The 17,074-nt window shown below is 59.5% G+C and carries 18 protein-coding genes and 3 pseudogenes; 16 read left to right on the forward strand and 5 right to left on the reverse strand.

The features are described 5' to 3' along the window. The 5 genes and pseudogenes from EFR00_RS31910 to EFR00_RS31935 form a co-directional block, all read left to right on the forward strand. Positions 1–192: pseudogene (locus tag EFR00_RS31910) on the forward strand (nitrogenase component 1); the annotation flags it as partial. Positions 193–225: 33 nt separating this feature from the next. Continuing rightward, positions 226–714 (forward strand): NifX-associated nitrogen fixation protein, encoded by a 489-nt coding sequence (locus tag EFR00_RS31915; protein ID WP_009991126.1) that lies wholly within the window; start codon positions 226–228, stop codon positions 712–714. Positions 715–738: 24 nt separating this feature from the next. After that, positions 739–942 (forward strand): CCE_0567 family metalloprotein, encoded by a 204-nt coding sequence (locus EFR00_RS31920; RefSeq protein WP_009991124.1) that lies wholly within the window; start codon positions 739–741, stop codon positions 940–942. Continuing rightward, positions 939–1,256, forward strand: a complete 318-nt coding sequence (gene fdxB / locus EFR00_RS31925) for a ferredoxin III, nif-specific (RefSeq protein WP_004677870.1) — start codon at positions 939–941, stop codon at positions 1,254–1,256. The genes EFR00_RS31920 and fdxB overlap by 4 nt, the downstream gene beginning before the upstream one ends. Positions 1,257–2,130: 874 nt before the next feature. Continuing rightward, positions 2,131–2,586, forward strand: a complete 456-nt coding sequence (locus EFR00_RS31935) for a phasin (protein WP_011053475.1) — start codon at positions 2,131–2,133, stop codon at positions 2,584–2,586. Positions 2,587–2,599: 13 nt separating this feature from the next. Here EFR00_RS31935 and EFR00_RS31940 read toward each other — a convergent pair whose 3' ends face one another. Next, entirely contained in the window at positions 2,600–2,845 is a 246-nt protein-coding gene (locus EFR00_RS31940) for an NAD(P) transhydrogenase subunit alpha (RefSeq protein WP_309506698.1), read from the reverse strand. Positions 2,846–3,308: 463 nt separating this feature from the next. Here EFR00_RS31940 and hemN point away from each other — a divergent pair, with 463 nt between their 5' ends. Next, on the forward strand, positions 3,309–4,661 hold the full coding sequence (gene hemN / locus EFR00_RS31950) for an oxygen-independent coproporphyrinogen III oxidase (RefSeq protein WP_016737481.1): 1,353 nt from the start codon (positions 3,309–3,311) through the stop codon (positions 4,659–4,661). 965 nt (positions 4,662–5,626) lie between these two features. Here hemN and EFR00_RS31965 read toward each other — a convergent pair. Together EFR00_RS31965 and EFR00_RS33235 are read right to left on the reverse strand one after the other, a co-directional pair. Continuing rightward, entirely contained in the window at positions 5,627–6,070 is a 444-nt protein-coding gene (locus EFR00_RS31965) for a pseudoazurin (protein ID WP_004674399.1), read from the reverse strand. Between the two features lie 306 nt (positions 6,071–6,376). After that, positions 6,377–7,094: pseudogene (locus tag EFR00_RS33235) on the reverse strand (cyclic nucleotide-binding domain-containing protein); the annotation flags it as partial. Between the two features lie 241 nt (positions 7,095–7,335). Between EFR00_RS33235 and ccoN the strand changes: the two are divergent. From ccoN to EFR00_RS32020, 10 genes are all read left to right on the forward strand, one after another. Next, a complete protein-coding gene (gene ccoN / locus EFR00_RS31975) occupies positions 7,336–8,958 on the forward strand; it encodes a cytochrome-c oxidase, cbb3-type subunit I (RefSeq protein ID WP_004674403.1) in 1,623 nt (540 codons plus the stop codon). Positions 8,959–8,966: 8 nt separating this feature from the next. Further along, positions 8,967–9,701, forward strand: a complete 735-nt coding sequence (gene ccoO, locus EFR00_RS31980) for a cytochrome-c oxidase, cbb3-type subunit II (protein ID WP_004674404.1) — start codon at positions 8,967–8,969, stop codon at positions 9,699–9,701. A gap of 8 nt (positions 9,702–9,709) precedes the next feature. Continuing rightward, entirely contained in the window at positions 9,710–9,862 is a 153-nt protein-coding gene (locus EFR00_RS31985) for a cbb3-type cytochrome c oxidase subunit 3 (RefSeq protein WP_004674411.1), read from the forward strand. Position 9,863: 1 nt separating this feature from the next. Further along, complete coding sequence (ccoP, locus tag EFR00_RS31990) at positions 9,864–10,727, forward strand: cytochrome-c oxidase, cbb3-type subunit III (RefSeq protein ID WP_004674413.1); 864 nt, start codon at positions 9,864–9,866, stop codon at positions 10,725–10,727. Between the two features lie 11 nt (positions 10,728–10,738). Continuing rightward, on the forward strand, positions 10,739–10,924 hold the full coding sequence (locus EFR00_RS33835; protein WP_004674416.1) for a hypothetical protein: 186 nt from the start codon (positions 10,739–10,741) through the stop codon (positions 10,922–10,924). Positions 10,925–11,091: 167 nt separating this feature from the next. After that, a complete protein-coding gene (gene ccoG, locus EFR00_RS32000) occupies positions 11,092–12,666 on the forward strand; it encodes a cytochrome c oxidase accessory protein CcoG (RefSeq protein WP_011053473.1) in 1,575 nt (524 codons plus the stop codon). After that, complete coding sequence (locus EFR00_RS32005; RefSeq protein WP_011053472.1) at positions 12,663–13,148, forward strand: FixH family protein; 486 nt, start codon at positions 12,663–12,665, stop codon at positions 13,146–13,148. Before ccoG ends, EFR00_RS32005 begins: the two co-directional genes overlap by 4 nt. Next, a complete protein-coding gene (locus EFR00_RS32010) occupies positions 13,145–15,415 on the forward strand; it encodes a cation-translocating P-type ATPase (RefSeq protein ID WP_011053471.1) in 2,271 nt (756 codons plus the stop codon). Before EFR00_RS32005 ends, EFR00_RS32010 begins: the two co-directional genes overlap by 4 nt. After that, positions 15,412–15,570: a cbb3-type cytochrome oxidase assembly protein CcoS gene (gene ccoS, locus EFR00_RS32015; protein WP_011053470.1), complete on the forward strand. Its 159-nt coding sequence runs from the start codon at positions 15,412–15,414 to the stop codon at positions 15,568–15,570. The genes EFR00_RS32010 and ccoS overlap by 4 nt, the downstream gene beginning before the upstream one ends. 31 nt (positions 15,571–15,601) lie before the next feature. Beyond that, positions 15,602–16,267, forward strand: coding sequence for a Crp/Fnr family transcriptional regulator (locus EFR00_RS32020; protein WP_011053469.1), 666 nt, complete (start codon positions 15,602–15,604; stop codon positions 16,265–16,267). A 275-nt stretch (positions 16,268–16,542) separates the two neighbouring features. Here EFR00_RS32020 and EFR00_RS32025 read toward each other — a convergent pair. Beyond that, positions 16,543–16,728, reverse strand: a pseudogene (locus EFR00_RS32025) (hypothetical protein); the annotation flags it as partial. Positions 16,729–16,950: 222 nt separating this feature from the next. Beyond that, positions 16,951–17,074: integrase core domain-containing protein (locus EFR00_RS32035; protein ID WP_148102828.1), on the reverse strand; the 124-nt coding region annotated here is incomplete at its 5' end.

The raw sequence follows: 17,074 nt of genomic DNA on the forward strand, positions 1-17,074 counted from the left end.
CCCGGGGCGGCAGCCGGCGGATGCGCTTTCGATGGCGCCAAGATCGTGCTGCAGCCGATCACCGACGTCGCGCACCTGATCCATGGGCCTCTCGGCTGTGAGGGCAATTCCTGGGACAATCGCGGATCGGCTTCCTCAGGTCCAACGCTCTGGCGCACGAGCTTCACGGCGCTGACCGAAGCAGGCGCCATTGAAAAGAAGCCTTTCGATGAGGAGGACTAAGAAATGGGTACATTGACAGGAAGTACGAATGGCCCTGCTGTCAACGAAGATGGGGATCTCGCCACCCCTTTTCTCAGATGCCTGATAAGGCTCATCCGCGCTCAGGATGCCCATGGGGCGTGGGAAGGCAAATCGGACACTGACCTGCTGGCCGACTTCATCCTCACCAAGGAGCAGCGCCGTAAGATCCCGATCATAGGCGATCCGGATCCTGATGTGCTGTGGAGGCTACAGAACTTTTACAGTTGCGTGGGGCTTGTGATCGAAGAGTGCACAGGCCTGTTGGCATCGCCGATCATGACGATCGGCCATGAGGGCTTCGGCCGCTTGCTTTTGACGACTGGACGGTTGGTCGTTCTGTCGAAGACCCTGCGCGATGTCCACCGGTTCGGCTTTGAGACGCTAGGCAAGCTCGCCGAGACCGGCACGAAAATGGTCGATGACGCTATTGAAGTTATCGAAACCTATCCCGACGTGGCGCGGGCATCATGAAATCAATTTTCGAGGAAAGAGATCATGTCAGACATTGTGGAGCAGCTGAAAAAGGTCCGCAAGCTGCAGTCCCGCGCCGCCGCTGCGAAGATGGAGTTGCACGATCTTGCCGAGGACCTTCCGATTAATTGGGCTAGAATCAAGACCATTGCAGGAGAGACGTTCGACGCCTTCGCCGAGTTGAACGCTGCGAAGGAAGAGCTCGCTGCATTGGAGAATTCACGATGACTGGCCCTTTCGTCACGCGCGACGGCTCCAGCTGGGTGCCGGAGTACCTGACCTGCATCGATGCTACAACCTGCATCGGCTGTGGCCGATGCTTCAAAGCCTGCTCTCGCGAAGTCATGCACCTCTATGGCGTCGGTGAAGCGGGTGAAATCCTCGGCATCTGCGACGACGAGGAGGAAGACTTCGATGGCGAGCTCAATCGTATGATCATGGTTGTCGATGAGGCCGGCCGCTGCATTGGTTGCGGCGCCTGCGCGCGCGTCTGCCCGAAGAACTGTCAGACCCATGTCGCGGCAGACAAGGTTACTGCGTGATCTCGCGAACAAGTCAACGCTGTTACCTTCAGATCGTTTGTTGTCTCCTGCTGCTCGTCGTCTGCGCAAACGAACGAACGTAGTTACTTCGTGTGGCATTCCATCCACAAAGTTGGCGCTGCGATGGTGGCTAGTTCGTCGCTTCTTTCAATAGGACTTTTTTAAAAGCGCGAAGTGGCGATCGCTGTCTCGTCGCCCTCGGCGATGAACTTATCCGGTTGCCAAGGCAGATGCCCCGCGATTGGATCGCCACAGATCGTGCCGTTCGTGTCCCATGCCTGATCCGCGGATGCGGCGGTTCTAATCAATGGCGGCCGGTGCAAAGAAGGCACTGCAATTGCACGCAATGTCTCGCGCAAGCTGACCGTCGAGGTAAGCACCAGTGCGCAGCTGACGGAGGCACTTGCGGCGAGGACCGCAACGCCACTTTCCACCCCGCAGGCTCAATACGATCCGACACAGGACGATCCTGAGCGCGGTTGAATTACATGCTAATTCCCTTGTCCCCAGCGCAACCGTCGACATTTCTCGCAAATGTCGGGCATCCGCCACTTTTGTCAGGTTTGTCGTGATTGGAACGTTTTGTTCGCCGGTCTCTCCGTCAAATACACATCAACCTGCCCTCAACCCGCCCATTGATAAAAGAAAATCATCTTCTTGGCGCGTCGGAGCAGTTGGCATGGTGTTTGCTGATCCCTGGTTACAAGCGGCAGAAAGCAGTCTGCATGATGCCGGTTCATGAAACGAACGGAACGGAGGCCACCTGACCGTTCGTCATCGGATCCGCGTTCTACCAAGCGGCCATGCATCCGCCGGCGGAAGGGTCAATCCCGATGTCACAGCTTGCAACCAACTCAAAGAGAAGGAAAATGCAATGACCAAGATTTCCGAAAGATCCTTTGAAACGATCGAAAACCCGGGGTCATCGTCGCTCAAGGTGCCAGATCAGTTCGGCGCATCTGTTGAAAAGGGGAACAAGAAGGTGACAGAGGCTTTTTTGAAACTTGCGTCCGGCGCTGAAGCGACACAGAAAATGCTGCCTCCGATCCTCGAAACGACAAGTCTATTCGGCAACGAATTGTGGTGGAAGACGATCGCTGCACTGCAGGCCGACGCCGAGGCCAGCTTCTCACATTTGCAAGCTTTGCTGGGCGCGAATTCGCCGTCGCAGATCCTCGAACAGCAGTCGACCTTTTTCCGCAAGCGCGTTGAGACAAGTTTGCAGCACGCCAAGGAAGTCCGGGTGCTCTCAAGCAGGGCGGTGGAGGAAATCTCAAAGCCGGTCAAGGATGCTTTTGACAAGGTGCTGACGGACCTCAAGGCGACGTAAAACTGAGGAGACCCTAGAAATACCGCGCGGTGATCTGCCCGGTGAAGAAACACCTGAAGTTCGCACTCGCTTCGATGACCGCCCGGTAACCCCGATCTTTCCCATTCATCTTCTGTGCACGGCTGATGCGCGGGACCATGTCTATGGCGCTTATATTCGCGCCCGAATGCAGAGCCCGCTTGAGCAACTCATTGTTGGCTGCGGGATAGAAGAAAGCGATTAGCGTCTTTTCAGGCGACAGCAGGGCGACCTCATTGATCGAGGCGCACCTTGACGATCACGTCGGCGGCCGCGGCGAGGGCCTGTGGAATTGGAAAACGACCACGACTTCCGCGTTTCGGTAGGCTTCGCTCGAGATTCCCGCCGTTAGGCCGGCACCAGTTCCACTGGCGATCAACAAACTATCGCCGGGGGCCAGCGCATGGAGCGAGCCGAAACCGTGGGATGGCTCGACCGGCGACAGCACGCGGACACCAATTTGTTTCACCCGTTTTGCGTATCAGTCATTCTTGCTCATTTCCTTGTGGCACGTCTCTTCGAACAGCCGGGACCGCGGCTCGACCCATGTCAGAACGAGATGTTAGGCGGGTTCGAAAGTGCTGACTTTCACAGCGGACAAAGATCCGGCTGATTCTGGCCTGAGACGTCATCATTGATTTGGGACAAGGAAGCCGGCGCGGCCGGAGATCATAAAGCATCCTGTTTTGAAAAGGGATGCGAAAATGTCTGATGATCTGATCGCCAAATACGGCGATGCGCGGGTTCCGCGTTATACGAGTTACCCGACGGCGGCGGCTTTTTCTGCAGCCGTGGGGCCGGATGAATATGCCGGCAATCTCGCCCATATCGCCGCGGCTGGCCCGGTTTCGGTTTATCTCCACGTCCCGTTCTGCCGTTCGATATGCTGGTACTGCGGCTGCCACACGACCATCACCCGGCAAGACGCTCCGGTCGCCGACTATCTCGACGTGATGAAGGAAGAGATCGAGCTCGTCTCTTTTGCGGCCGGAAACGACGTGCCCGTCAAGTACGTGCATTTCGGCGGCGGCACGCCGTCGGTCATGAAGCCGCAGGAATTTTCGGCTCTAATGGCAAAGCTCAGGAGTGCCTTCACGTTTGAAGCGAAAGCCGGCGTCGCAGTCGAGATCGACCCTCGCACATTGGTCGCCCCCATGATCGATGCGCTCGCCGAAAACGGCGTCGACCGCGCAAGCCTCGGCGTCCAGAGCTTCGATCCGATCGTGCAGGCCGGTATCAAGCGGCTGCAATCCTTTGAGCAGACGGAAAGGGCGGTCGCCGGGTTGCGCTCAGCAGGCGTCAGCAGCATCAACTTCGACCTAATTTATGGCCTTCCGAAACAGACTGTCCAATCTTGCATCGAGACGGTCCGGCTGGCTGCAGAACTGCGTCCCGAACGTTTCGCCGTTTTCGGTTACGCTCACATACCCGCTTTTAAGAAACATCAGCGCCTGATCGACGAAGCATCGCTGCCGGACGCAAAACAGCGGAACGAGCAGGCGGAAGTGATCGCCGAGGAGCTCCAGAAGGCCGGATATCTGCGCATTGGGCTCGATCATTTTGCACTGCCGAACGATCAGTTGGCGCTCGCCGCGCGCAACAGAACGCTGAGGAGAAACTTCCAGGGCTATACCACGGATGATTGCGATAGCCTGATCGGCCTCGGCGCATCTGCGATCGGGCGGCTGCCGGCCGGCTATATGCAGAACCACGTGCCTCTCGGCCTCTATGCCGAGCGAATTGCCTTCGGGGTGCTGCCGACCGCCAAGGGATATCTTCTCAGCGAGGAGGACAAGCTTCGGGCGAGGGTCATCGAGAGGCTGATGTGCGATTTCGAAGCCGATCTCGGCCAGTTGAGCAGCGGATCGGGTTTCGACACCGGCTTCCTTGTCGAGCGCAACGACCGTCTCGGCGAGCTCATGGCCGACGGCGTCGTGACGATCAGCGGTGAGCGGATTGTCGTATGCGAGGAGGCGCGCTTCATGGTCCGTGCAGTCGCGGCGGCATTCGACGCCTATTTTAGCTCGCACGGGCACACGCACAGCAAGGCAGCCTAGTACTTGTCGCCGGAAGTGTGCATCGGTTCCGGCGACACGAAACGCATCAAAGGCCGCGCGAGAAGACATCGAGTTCCCGTTTCTCGATCGAGGACCCTGCAGTTATCTTCCCAGGAGTCCCGTCGACAACGGCACGTCGAGGAGGATCGACGTCGCAAGTTCGTGTGAAGCAGGGCGGGCGCACTCACAAATACGGTCATCGGGCCGCCCTGTCACAAGTAGATGGGCGCCCGTATCACCGCCTGGACGTCGAGGTCGTTATCGTCGAGCTTTTCGGCTCATTCAAATACAGCTCGATCTCGGCAGGCCCTGGCCCAGGGTATCGTTGGCGACTGACGTCGAACCTTTAAGGTGGCGTGGGCAAGCGCCGGTCCGCAGAGTTGTGCCCATCGCGATTATGGCGGCCGCGCAGGCGCCTGAAGGAGCCTTTTCGCGAGGTGAGCTACCGAGCGCCACATGATCGACGGCTCTCGCCCTCTCACGAACGCGGTTGTTCGAGCACGTCGAAGGACGAGGCAGGGGTCTCCTAGTTGTAGGACTTGCCTGCCGCGGGGATTTCGATCAAACGTTCGACGGCGCCTTCCGTGCAATTCTTGGGTAACCAGAACGAGACCCCGGGTTTTGGCTGGCATCTCCTTCGCGACTGCCGCGCAAAAAAACGACCTCGTTATATTCGTCGTCAGCGAGATTGCCGCCGGGCTAGTGATCTTGCCCACGCGTTCCTTCACAGGTCTGCCGTGCAGATCATAGCTCTTTTCACAGGCCACATTCACTTTCTCGACGGTCCCACCAGGTTTCGGCATCGGCTTTGCCGACAACCGTGTCCGACCACTGCCTTGGACGTCTTGCCTGACAGCGCCTGGCTCTGCTCGATGCTCACTGAGCATCAGCTGCTCCTGGCGAGGCAAACAGCTGCCACGAAAGCCATCGTCATGGGCTGCGCGGTCATCCGCACCTGCTGTGTCTCACTGGGTGATGTTTGTGAGGTCGGCATCGAGCCGCTTGCGCACCATGTTCGGCACCTTTGCAGTCTTGATCGCTTCGAGATTGGGCGGACTGTCACCCACCTGGATCAGGGCAACCATGCCCATGCCGGAATGTGGGGTGCATTTCAGGACATAGACGCCTGGAACATCGAATTTCGCGCGATATAGCTCATTCGGCTTTGACTTGAAGTCGGCAACGCCATCCGGAATGAGGCCTTTGAAGGTTTCGACGTTGTGGCCCTTGTCGGTGGGGATGAAGGTGACGGTGTCGCCGGGGGCGATCTTCAGGAAGCCAGGCTCGAACACCATCGCGCCTTCCGTGCCTTTGTTGAGCATCCGAACCTGGTGGTCGGCCGCCATCAACGGCGCTGCCGAAACAATCAAGGCTGCCGCTGCAGCGATCAGACCGAATTTTAACCGCATTTGCAAGCTCCTTTTCTGCGAGACCCAATCAGCCTCATGAATGTGTCTTAGCAGATGCCGGAATTGGGCTCTTTGACGCCCGTCAAATTCGGGGAAAAAAGGCAGAAGGTCCCAATTTTTGCCTGCTTGCCCAGCGCCCTTGCGAGGGACATGGCAGCCTGCAAGCGATGTAGGAATCACCGAAGGACAAGCACGCTCGGCGAACGTCGGCGCTGCTGAACAGCTTAGGATTGCCGTGACTGAGCTCATATCGCGTCGAGAAGTTCGCGGAGGGCATGAATGTCGATCCCGCGGCTTGTCGCGTGTGTTGAGGTTTACCCTCTGACAGAAATCCTCGGGAAAATCATCAGTGTCGCCCGATAACCGTACCAGCGGGCAAGATTGACGTTCCGCAGGTCGTGCCTGCCCTCGGGAATAACGATGTTGCGCGACGCAAGTTTCGTAACGGTGTGGGCCAGGGTCTCAATGGTCAGGCCGAGATGATCCGCAATGTCTTGACGATTCATGGAAACGCGCAACGGACCTTGGCGGACGCGGGTTGCGCCGGAATGCAAGCTTCACGATGAAGCTGCAGGGGCGCTCCTCGGCGTTCTTCTTCGGCAACAGCACCATCTGTTCATGCGAAGCGGCCGCCTCCTGCCAGAGCAACGAGAGCTAGGTCGAGCGAGCGCATTAGACCGAGCGACTTCCCCGTGGAAACTCATGTGCGATATCCGGCGGATCTTGCATTTCGTGACGGCCTCAGCCGTAAATAGGAAATCGTTTTGCAGCGACGCGCCGTTGAGATCGCCGGCGAATTGAAGAGCGATTATCACCCGACGATCTTTCGCCGATGATACGAAGCAGGCGCACGACACCTTCTTCCACCTGGACAAGATGGTTGCTTATCACCCTCCCACCAAATCGCCTTACCGGCTGCGACGGCCTCGGCCGCCGAGCCTACGAACAGCGAAGAGAGGGATTGGCCGGCATGTATGGCTTCGCGCCCCTTCGCGCCATTGTCGAACGCGTGGTTGTTCTGCACAGCATCTTCATCGCCCCTTGTGGCAGTGGGTGCGGTAGAAAGCAGCTGCGTCACACGGGAGTAAGCGGGCGGTGCCAAAGGGGGAAGTTTGCAACAGAGTGTAACAACGTCGGTTCGTCCACCGCTTCCAGTCCGCTTGTTGATGTAGATCAAGGAGCCGTTCCCGTCTTCGTGACAGTCCTGCCTCGAAATCCGAGAAAGCCGGCCGCGAGGCGGTCGTCTGCGCACTGGAGACGACATCATGAATTACACGACAGAAACGATGGTGATCGCGGTCGCAGCGTTTCTGGCGCTGCTCGCGGCCGCATTCGCGCACGATCATCTGTTTGCAGTCCATATGGGTATACTTTGCCTCTGCCTGGTTGCGGGAACGCTGCTGCTTGTCAGAAACGCAGAGTTTTCGCCGACGGGCCAACAGCGCAAAACAGAGCTTACGGGCTATTGCGACGAGGTAATCCGCTACGGCCTGATCGCTACGGTGTTCTGGGGCGTCGTCGGCTTCCTCGTCGGCGTGATCATCGCGCTGCAGCTCGCCTTTCCCGACCTCAACATCGCGCCCTATTGGAATTTCGGAAGATTGCGGCCGGTTCACACATCGGCGGTGATCTTCGCCTTCGGCGGCAACGCGCTGATCATGACATCCTTCTATGTGGTGCAACGCACCTGTCGCGCGCGTCTCTTCGGAGGAACACTCGCCTGGTTCGTCTTCTGGGGCTACCAGCTGTTCATCGTGATGGCTGCGACCGGCTACGTGATCGGCATCAATCAGTCGCGCGAATATGCCGAGCCCGAATGGTACGTCGACCTGTGGCTTACCATCGTCTGGGTCGCCTATCTGGCCGTCTATCTCGGAACGATCCTGAAGCGCAAAGAGCCGCATATCTACGTGGCAAACTGGTTCTATCTCAGCTTCATAGTCACCATTGCGATGCTGCATGTGGTCAACAACCTCGCTGTTCCGGCGTCGTTCCTCGGCTCCAAGAGCTATTCTCTCTTCTCCGGCGTCCAGGATGCACTCACCCAATGGTGGTACGGCCACAACGCCGTCGGCTTCTTCCTCACCGCCGGCTTCCTGGGGATGATGTACTATTTTGTGCCGAAGCAGGCCAACCGGCCGGTTTATTCCTACCGGCTGTCGATCATCCACTTCTGGGCCCTGATCTTCATGTATATCTGGGCCGGCCCGCATCATCTGCATTACACGGCGCTGCCTGACTGGGCGCAGACGCTCGGAATGGTCTTCTCCGTCATGCTCTGGATGCCCTCCTGGGGCGGCATGATCAACGGTTTGATGACCCTTTCGGGCGCCTGGGACAAAATTCGCACCGACCCGATCATCCGGATGATGATCGTCGCCATCGCATTTTATGGGATGTCGACCTTCGAAGGCCCGATGATGTCGATAAAGGCGGTCAATTCGCTCAGCCACTATACCGAATGGACGATCGGTCACGTGCATTCCGGAGCACTTGGCTGGGTGGGTATGATCACCTTCGGGGCGATATACTACCTGACGCCGAAACTGTGGGGGCGCGAGCGCCTCTACAGCCTGCGGATGGTCAACTGGCACTTCTGGCTCGCGACGCTCGGGATCGTGATCTACGCCGCGGTGCTCTGGGTCGCGGGCATCCAGCAGGGGCTGATGTGGCGAGAATACAATTCCCAGGGCTTCCTCGTCTATTCCTTCGCTGAAACGGTCGCGGCGATGATCCCCTATTACGTGCTGCGTGCCGTCGGCGGAGCACTCTACCTAGCGGGTGGCCTCGTCATGGCCTGGAACGTGTTCATGACGATCCGCGGCCACCTGCGCGACGAAGCGCCAATCCCGACCAGTTTGGTGCCCCAGGCACAGCCTGCCGAGTGAGGTGAGACATGGCATCGTTACTTGATAAACATAAGACCCTCGAGAAGAACGCGACGCTTCTTCTGGTCGGCTCGCTGCTGGTCGTCAGCATTGGCGGCATCGTTGAAATCGCACCGCTGTTCTACCTGCAGAACACGATCGAAAAAGTGGAAGGCATGCGGCCCTACACGCCGCTAGAGCTCGCCGGACGGAACATCTACATCCGTGAAGGCTGCTATCTCTGCCACAGCCAGATGATCCGGCCGTTCCGTGATGAGGTCGAACGTTACGGCCATTATTCGCTCGCCGCGGAATCGATGTACGACCACCCGTTCCAATGGGGATCCAAGCGGACAGGGCCCGATCTGGCCCGCGTCGGGGGGCGTTACTCGAACGAATGGCACGTCCAGCATCTCGCAAATCCGCGGGCCGTGGTGCCGGAATCAATCATGCCGAGCTACGCCTTCCTCGAAGAGAAGGAGGTGACGGTCAGGAGTATCGGAGAGGACCTCAAGGCCAATGAGGACGTGGGCGTGCCTTACAGCGACGACATGCTGGCGAATGCCGAGGCCGACATGAGAGCCCAGGCCGATCCGAACGCGGACACGGCGGCTCTACTCAAGCGCTACCCAAATGCGAATGTCGGCGATCTCGACGGCGATCCAACCCGGCTGACCGAGATGGACGCGCTGGTGTCCTACCTGCAGATGCTCGGAACGCTGGTTAATTTCTCGACCTATGACGACGCGACCGGCTACCGGTGAGGTGATCCATGGAAACTTACACTGCAATGAGACACTTCTCCGACAGCTGGGGCCTCCTGGCAATGGCCGCATTCTTCGTCGGCGCGGTCATGCTCACCCTTCGCCCAGGTAGCAAGCAGACGGCCAAAGATGCCGCCGATATTCCCTTGAAGGACGATTGAGATGTCGCAAAAGCATATCGATGAACTGAGCGGCGTCGAAACGACGGGTCATGAATGGGACGGCATCCAAGAGCTCAACAATCCCATGCCGCGCTGGTGGATCTGGACCTTCTACGTGACGATCCTCTGGGCGATCGGCTACGCCATCGCTTACCCGGCCATCCCGATGATCACTTCCGCCACTAACGGCTATCTCGGTTATTCAACGCGCGCCGAGCTGCAGCAGGACCTCAATCTCGCTAAGTCATCGCAGACGGAGTTCCATGACCTGATCGCTGCCAAGACAGTGGAGGAGATCGACGCGGATCCTGCTCTTCGTAAATTCGCGATCGCTGGCGGCGCATCCGCTTTCAAGGTGAACTGCGCGCCCTGCCATGGATCGGGAGCGAGCGGCGGTCCGGGGTTTCCGAATCTCAACGACGACGACTGGCTGTGGGGCGGGGATCTGAATGCCATCCAGGCCACGATCTCTCATGGCATCCGCTTCGACGGCGATACGGATAGCCATTCCTCCGAAATGCCGCCCTTTGCCGGTGTTCTGGAGCCCATCCAGATGAAGCAGGTCGCCGCCTTTGTCTGGGGGCTGACCAATACGCCCTCGGATGTCGGTCTGGCGGCGGCCGGAAAACAGGTTTTCTTCGACAATTGCGCCCCATGTCACGGCGAGGACGCCAAAGGAAAGGTGGAAATGGGTGCGCCGGATCTCGCCGACGCAATCTGGCTGAAGTCGCGGGGTGAAGACGCCATCCTTCGTCAGGTTGCCTCTCCCAAACATGGCGTAATGCCTGCCTGGGCAGCGCGCCTGGGGGACACAACGGTAAACGAGCTTACTATTTTCGTTCATGCGCTCGGCGGCGGCACGTAAGGAGAAGAGACATGACAGCCCACGACCGCAATCCGATCCTCCCTCTCTACGGCGCGCCGCGTGCTGTTATCCGATCGCGTGTCTCAGCCCGCGCCCAACAGATGCCTGCGTCTTCGGAGCAGGACGACCCTGCAAAAATCGGCAATTCGATGGTGAGTTTGATCTGCCTCAAAGACCACAAGCAGACGAGCCGATAGTTTCAGCTCCTGTGGAGGACGTCCCAGCGGTTTCTCCGCCGCTGTCCTCCGGCCACGCCCTTACTCTGGGGCGTGGCCTTTTCGCTTCTGCACGGTCGTTCTTGATCTGCATCAAGGAACGGATCCGCCACGGCTGGGAAAAGAGTGGTGAAAATCGGACAGGTCCTATGAATCTCTATACCCGCCCTAATCTAAATGACATTGACCACGTTCGCGTCGAACCCGTCAACGCCCGGCGCAACCGCCAGCCTCTCTATGCGCCGCGCAAGAAGATCTTTCCGAAACGAGCCGAAGGGCCCTTTCGCCGGTTCAAATGGGTCTTGATGCTGCTCACGCTTGGCACCTATTACCTCGCGCCGTGGATTCGCTGGGACCGCGGTCCCTATGCGCCCAATCAGGCAATCCTCGTCGACCTCGCCTCGCGGCGCTTCTTCTTTTTCTTCATCGAGATCTGGCCGCAGGAATTCTACTATGTGGCGGGCCTGCTCGTCATGGCGGGCTTCGGCCTCTTTCTCCTCACCGCCGCTGTCGGCCGCGCCTGGTGTGGCTATGCCTGTCCGCAGACCGTCTGGGTCGATCTCTTTCTCGTCGTCGAACGCGCTGTCGAAGGCGACCGAAACGCTCGGATGAAGCTCGATGCCGACCCCTTCACTTTCGACAAGCTCAGGAAGCGGGTGATCAAGCACGCGATCTGGCTGCTGATCGCCATCGCCACGGGCGGAGCATGGATCTTCTATTTTGCCGACGCGCCGAGCCTGGCGGCTTCACTGTTTGACGGCAGCGCTCCTGCCGCTGCGTATGCCACGATCGCCACCCTGACCGCGACGACCTATGTGCTTGGCGGCCTCATGCGCGAACAGACATGCACCTATATGTGTCCGTGGCCGCGCATTCAGGGCGCGATGCTGGATGAGAATTCGCTTGTTGTCACCTACAACGACTGGCGGGGCGAGCAGCGGTCGCGCCATGGCAAGAAGGCTCAGGGTCTGCCGGTGGGCGATTGCGTGGACTGCAATGCCTGCGTCGCCGTCTGCCCGATGGGGATCGACATCCGCGACGGCCAGCAGATGGAATGCATCACATGCGCCCTCTGCATCGACGCCTGTGGCGGCGTCATGGACAAGCTCGGGAAGCCACACGGCCTGATCGCCTATGCGACGCTCAAGGAATATTCGAGCAACATGTCGCTTGCTACTGACGGAGGACGGACAGCCATCCAGCCCTCCAATGTCCGAAACGACGACGGAAGCTTCATGCCAGCTGTCCGGAATTTCGACTGGCGCATCATCTTCCGCCGAAGAATTGTCTTCTACGGTGTCGTCTGGGCATCGATCGGCGTCGCCATGGTCGTCCATCTCGCCTTACGCGATCGGCTCAGGCTCAACGTTATCCACGACCGGAACCCTCAATATGTTCTGGAAAGCGACGGCTCCATCCGAAACGGCTACACGCTGCATGTCCTCAACATGGTGCCGAAGCCGCGGGACGTGACCATCACCCTCGTCGGGCTGGAGGGGGGCACAATGCGCATTCCCGAGTTCGGCGGGCAGGATGCCCGCAGCTTCACCGCTCACGTCGAACCCGACGCGGCCACGACGCTCAAGGTCTTCGTCACGCGCGCCCCAGACGGGGCAGAGATCAACGAATTCCTCTTCGTCATCGAAGATATAGGTCAAGACGCAGGTCAAGCCGACCGGGCGAGCTATCGCGCGGCGTTCAACGCGCCGGGAGACGTGAAATGAAGACTTCTACTCAGGGCTTTACCGGCTTGCACGTGCTGCTTGCCACCTCGGCATTCTTCGCCGTAGTGATCGCCGTAAACGCCACCATGGCCTTCTATGCTGCGTCCAGCTGGAGTGGCATCGTCGTGGAAAACACCTATGTGGCCAGCCAGGAATTCAACACCAGGGCGGCAGCGATGAAGGCAATGGCCGCCTCCGGCGTCGAGGGCGCGCTCGTCGTTAAGGGCAGCCAAATCCGTTACGACATCCACGACCAGGCCGGCACGCCTGCGATCATCGATGATGTCACGCTGAACTTCAAACGGCCCGTCGGCGATCATGAGGATTTCCGCGTGACGCTCCGGAAGACGGGCGAAGGGCGGTTCGAAGCCGATCACCAGGTTGTCGCCGGCGACTGGATCGTCGAGGCCATATCGAGAATGAACGGGGCGGTCGTCATGCATGAGGCCAAACGCTTCGACACCGCGGAGTTCCGCCAATGACCTGCTGCTCGATGGATGCGGAAAGCGTTCTCGGCCTCAGCGCGACATCCGCCAGCGCCGAGGAGGTATGCCTTGCAAGCCACCCGCTCGGGGCTGGGTTACGCCAGGTCGACCTCAGCGTGCCCGACGTCCACTGTGGCGACTGCATATTGACCCTCGAAAAAGCGCTGTCGGCGCTTGCGTTCGTCAGGAAAGCCCGGGTCAATCTCACCGCCAGGCGTGTCACCTGCGTCTATCAGGAAGAGATCGAGGCGAAGGCGACCGATCCCTCCGAAATCCTCGCCGCGATCACCTTGGCCGGATACCGCGCCCATCTCATCACGTCGACAGCACCCGAAACCGACAGGATCCGGAACCAGCTACTGCTGGCGATTGGAGTTTCCGGCTTTGCGGCCGCCAACATCATGATGCTCTCGGTGTCGGTATGGTCGGGCGCCGATGCGGCCACGCGCGACATGTTTCACTGGATCTCGGCGATGATCGCGGCGCCGGCGCTGGTTTATGGTGGACGCTTCTTCTTCAAATCGGCCTGGAGCGGGCTCAAGCGTAGGCGCACCAACATGGATGTTCCGATCTCGCTTGCAGTGACGCTGTCCTATGCGGTCTCCCTATGGGAAACCATGCACCATGGCGAACATGCCTGGTTCGACGCGTCGGTGTCTCTGCTGTTCTTCCTGCTGATCGGCAGAACCCTCGATCATGTGATGCGGGAAAAAGCCCGCGCCGCGATCAACGGGCTTGCCAGACTGGCGCCGCGCGGGGCGCAGCTGATGATGCCGGACGGGTCGCGGCACTACATCCCGGTCGAAGAGATCGCCGTCGGGGATAACATCGCGATTGCCGCCGGCCAACGCATTCCCGTCGATGGCATGATCGTCAGCGGCGAGAGCGATGTTGACCTCTCCATCGTCACCGGTGAAAGCAGCACGGTCGCCGTCGCCGCAGGCAGCGCGCTGAATTCGGGTGCGATGAACCTGACCGGTTCGCTCGTCCTGCGGGCGACCAAAGTGGCAAGGGATTCGCTTCTTTCCGAGATCATCGGCCTGATGGAAGCGGCCGAGGGCGGCAGGGCTCGTTATCGCCGGGTCGCCGATCGCGCCGCAGCACTTTATTCTCCCGCCGTGCACCTGTTGGCGCTGGCCTCCTTTCTCGCCTGGGGCTTGCTTGGGGGCGATTGGAAACAGGCCATGCTGGTCGCGGTCGCGGTGCTGATCATCACATGCCCCTGCGCATTGGGCCTTGCTGTACCGGTGGTCCAGGTGGTCGCCGCCGGCGAACTTTTCCGCAGGGGCATCGTGGTGAAGGACGGTTCGGCGCTCGAAAGACTGGCCGACGCGGACATCGTGGCCTTCGACAAGACCGGCACCCTGACGATGGGCCGGCCCCGCCTCGTCCGAATCGACTCGATCGCGGGCAATAGAGCCATCGTTTGCGCAATGGCGGCGCATTCACGGCATCCGCTTTCCCAGGGTCTGGTGCGGGACATAGACATCTCTTACCCCTTCGCCTTCGACAGGGTCACGGAAATCGCCGGCGGGGGGCTGGAAGCCTGGCAAGGAGCGGACTTCTATCGGCTCGGCAACCGGGCCTTTGCCTGCGGAACCGGGCTCACGCCCGCGGGCGATACTCCGTTTTCGGAGGTGGTCCTGTCGAAAAACGGCGTCGATCTCGCCCGTTTCCTGTTTGACGACACGCTTCGTCCGGGCGCCGCGGAGACTTTCCGCCAGCTCGCTGCAGCCGGTATCGAAACGTTGATAGTATCCGGCGACAGGCAGGCCGTCGTCGACAACACAGCGCGGGCTCTCGGTATCGGCAAAGCTCTGGGCGACCTGGGGCCGAAACAGAAGGTCGAGGAACTCCAGAGGCTGGGCGCCGAGGGCTATCGCGTGCTCATGGTCGGCGACGGGATCAACGACGCACCGGCGCTGGCCGCCGCGCAGGTCTCGATGGCGCCTGCAACCGCATCCGACGTCGGCAGGCAAGCCGCCGACCTTATCTTCTTCAACGATCGTCTCGATGCCGTTCCTGAGGCAATCGCCGTTGCACGAAGATCCGCCAGCCTCATTCGCCAGAACTTTGCTCTCGCCATCGGTTACAACGTGCTTGCGGTACCGATCGCAATCGCCGGCCTGGCAACGCCGCTGATAGCGGCGGTGGCCATGTCGACTTCGTCGATCATCGTCGTGACGAATGCGCTGCGATTAAATGCCTTCGGCCTACGGAGCGAGCCGCTTGCCGGCGGACGTGCGGAAGTTGAAACCGCATGAACATGCTGATCTATCTGATGCCGATCGCACTGCTGATGGGGGGAATGGGTCTCCTGGCGTTCCTCTGGTCGCTGACGAGCCGCCAGTACGAGGACCTTGAAGGAGCAGCTTGGCGAATCCTCGTCGAGGACGAAACCGATTGCAAAAGACCTTGAACCGCTCACGGCCGAAACGAAAGGAAGATCGATGCTATCGAGACATCCCATACTTTTGCGATCTGACCTGTTTCACGGCCTGGACAAAGCAAGGATAGAAGAACTGGCCGACACGGCTCAGTTCCAGATCTTCGCACCGGACGAGCGGATCATCGCCGAGGGCCAGCAGGCGTCGTTCGTCTATTGCGTGATGCGCGGCTTCGTGCGACTTTCGAAGTCGGAATCCGCGGGGCGCCAGGCAGATATCTGCATCTGCGAACCGGGTGAGACGTTCGGTGAATATCTCCTGTCGGCAGGCGGCTCCTACACCTACAGCGCATGGTCCGCCGACGGCGCAGAGGTCGCGTTGTTCGACCTTGTGGAGTTGCGGGCGCTTGCCGACCGGGACCCCGTCATGCGTCGCAACGTCATGCGCATCATGGCCCGGCATCTGCTCGGTGCCATGGATTGCATAGCGGGAGACCGGCTGCACACGGCTGCACAGCGTGTTGCGAATTACCTCGTCAGCCGCTGCCCGGCCTCAGCATCGCAGGCCACCTTTCGCCTGCCTTACCGGAAAAGAATTCTGGCCGGCAAACTCGGGGTTGCGCCCGAAGCCCTTTCGCGGGCTTTCGCTGCCCTCGGTCCTGCAGGGGTCGAAGTCAGAGGCAGGGTCGTCGTGGTTGACAGCGTCGATCTGCTGCGGAAGGCGTGCTGACCTCGGGGCAGGGCGATAACCGCGCCGGAATTCGACAACCGTCAATATGGCGATCGCTTGCTCCGTTATGGCCAGGCGCAAAAAAGCACCAGGACGGATTGTTTTTGTGATCTCGACTGTCTTCATCGCTTGCTTCAGGCCTTGTCCGCATCAACGGTGGCGCTGACGACACATGCGGATACCGTCGGACTGGCGGGCTTAATAGGGAAGTGCAGACGAACGGGCGCAACGAGCACCAACATGCGACGGAGAGCGTCCGGCGCTATTCTTCGAGGGGCCGTCGCGAGATAACCCATGCTGATGGTGCTTGCGAAGAGGTAGATGAACAGGCCCTTCGCGAGATAATTCTCAAGCGTGCCTGCCGCGGCAAATCCATTTTGCCAAACGAAGAAGCCCACGGCGGATCCAATTGCGAACCCCGTCGCCAAACGCGTGAGTATGAACCTGATCATGCGAGGCATGGCACCACCTCAGACTTAGTCATTACAAATGGCCGGGCAACGGAAATGCTGGCTGGCCAATTGAGTTTTGTCAACGACTGGCGCAAGCCGTCATGCAAGCAGCGGCGGGAGCCGGAGACTACAACAGTGCATCTTCTGTCTTTCGCAGCCGGCGTTATCACGCCTGCGAATGCGTCGAGGCTGAGTGAGTTGCGAGTTGCAAGGACGATGCGCGCTAAGGACCTAGATGTGGAGCCTCAACAGGTTGTCCTCGGTCAGGCCGAGTCTGCTGATTGGTGTATTATATTTTAGGCTGCCATGGGGTCGATGCCAATTGTAGCGATGGAGCCATTTTGGCAGTTGGTCG

This window comes from Rhizobium sophoriradicis (assembly GCF_003939025.1).
Taxonomy (GTDB): Bacteria; Pseudomonadota; Alphaproteobacteria; order Rhizobiales; family Rhizobiaceae; genus Rhizobium; species Rhizobium sophoriradicis.

What these genes read in the sequence shown, in the direction of transcription:
- EFR00_RS31915 (WP_009991126.1), top strand. Translation starts at nt 226, where the DNA reads ATGGGTACATTGACAGGAAGTACGAATGGCCCTGCTGTCAACGAAGAT.
- EFR00_RS31920 (WP_009991124.1), top strand. Translation starts at nt 739, where the DNA reads ATGTCAGACATTGTGGAGCAGCTGAAAAAGGTCCGCAAGCTGCAGTCC.
- fdxB (WP_004677870.1), top strand. Translation starts at nt 939, where the DNA reads ATGACTGGCCCTTTCGTCACGCGCGACGGCTCCAGCTGGGTGCCGGAG.
- EFR00_RS31935 (WP_011053475.1), top strand. Translation starts at nt 2,131, where the DNA reads ATGACCAAGATTTCCGAAAGATCCTTTGAAACGATCGAAAACCCGGGG.
- hemN (WP_016737481.1), top strand. Translation starts at nt 3,309, where the DNA reads ATGTCTGATGATCTGATCGCCAAATACGGCGATGCGCGGGTTCCGCGT.
- EFR00_RS31965 (WP_004674399.1), bottom strand. Translation starts at nt 6,070, where the DNA reads ATGCGGTTAAAATTCGGTCTGATCGCTGCAGCGGCAGCCTTGATTGTT.
- ccoN (WP_004674403.1), top strand. Translation starts at nt 7,336, where the DNA reads ATGAATTACACGACAGAAACGATGGTGATCGCGGTCGCAGCGTTTCTG.
- ccoO (WP_004674404.1), top strand. Translation starts at nt 8,967, where the DNA reads ATGGCATCGTTACTTGATAAACATAAGACCCTCGAGAAGAACGCGACG.
- EFR00_RS31985 (WP_004674411.1), top strand. Translation starts at nt 9,710, where the DNA reads ATGGAAACTTACACTGCAATGAGACACTTCTCCGACAGCTGGGGCCTC.
- ccoP (WP_004674413.1), top strand. Translation starts at nt 9,864, where the DNA reads ATGTCGCAAAAGCATATCGATGAACTGAGCGGCGTCGAAACGACGGGT.
- EFR00_RS33835 (WP_004674416.1), top strand. Translation starts at nt 10,739, where the DNA reads ATGACAGCCCACGACCGCAATCCGATCCTCCCTCTCTACGGCGCGCCG.
- ccoG (WP_011053473.1), top strand. Translation starts at nt 11,092, where the DNA reads ATGAATCTCTATACCCGCCCTAATCTAAATGACATTGACCACGTTCGC.
- EFR00_RS32005 (WP_011053472.1), top strand. Translation starts at nt 12,663, where the DNA reads ATGAAGACTTCTACTCAGGGCTTTACCGGCTTGCACGTGCTGCTTGCC.
- EFR00_RS32010 (WP_011053471.1), top strand. Translation starts at nt 13,145, where the DNA reads ATGACCTGCTGCTCGATGGATGCGGAAAGCGTTCTCGGCCTCAGCGCG.
- ccoS (WP_011053470.1), top strand. Translation starts at nt 15,412, where the DNA reads ATGAACATGCTGATCTATCTGATGCCGATCGCACTGCTGATGGGGGGA.
- EFR00_RS32020 (WP_011053469.1), top strand. Translation starts at nt 15,602, where the DNA reads ATGCTATCGAGACATCCCATACTTTTGCGATCTGACCTGTTTCACGGC.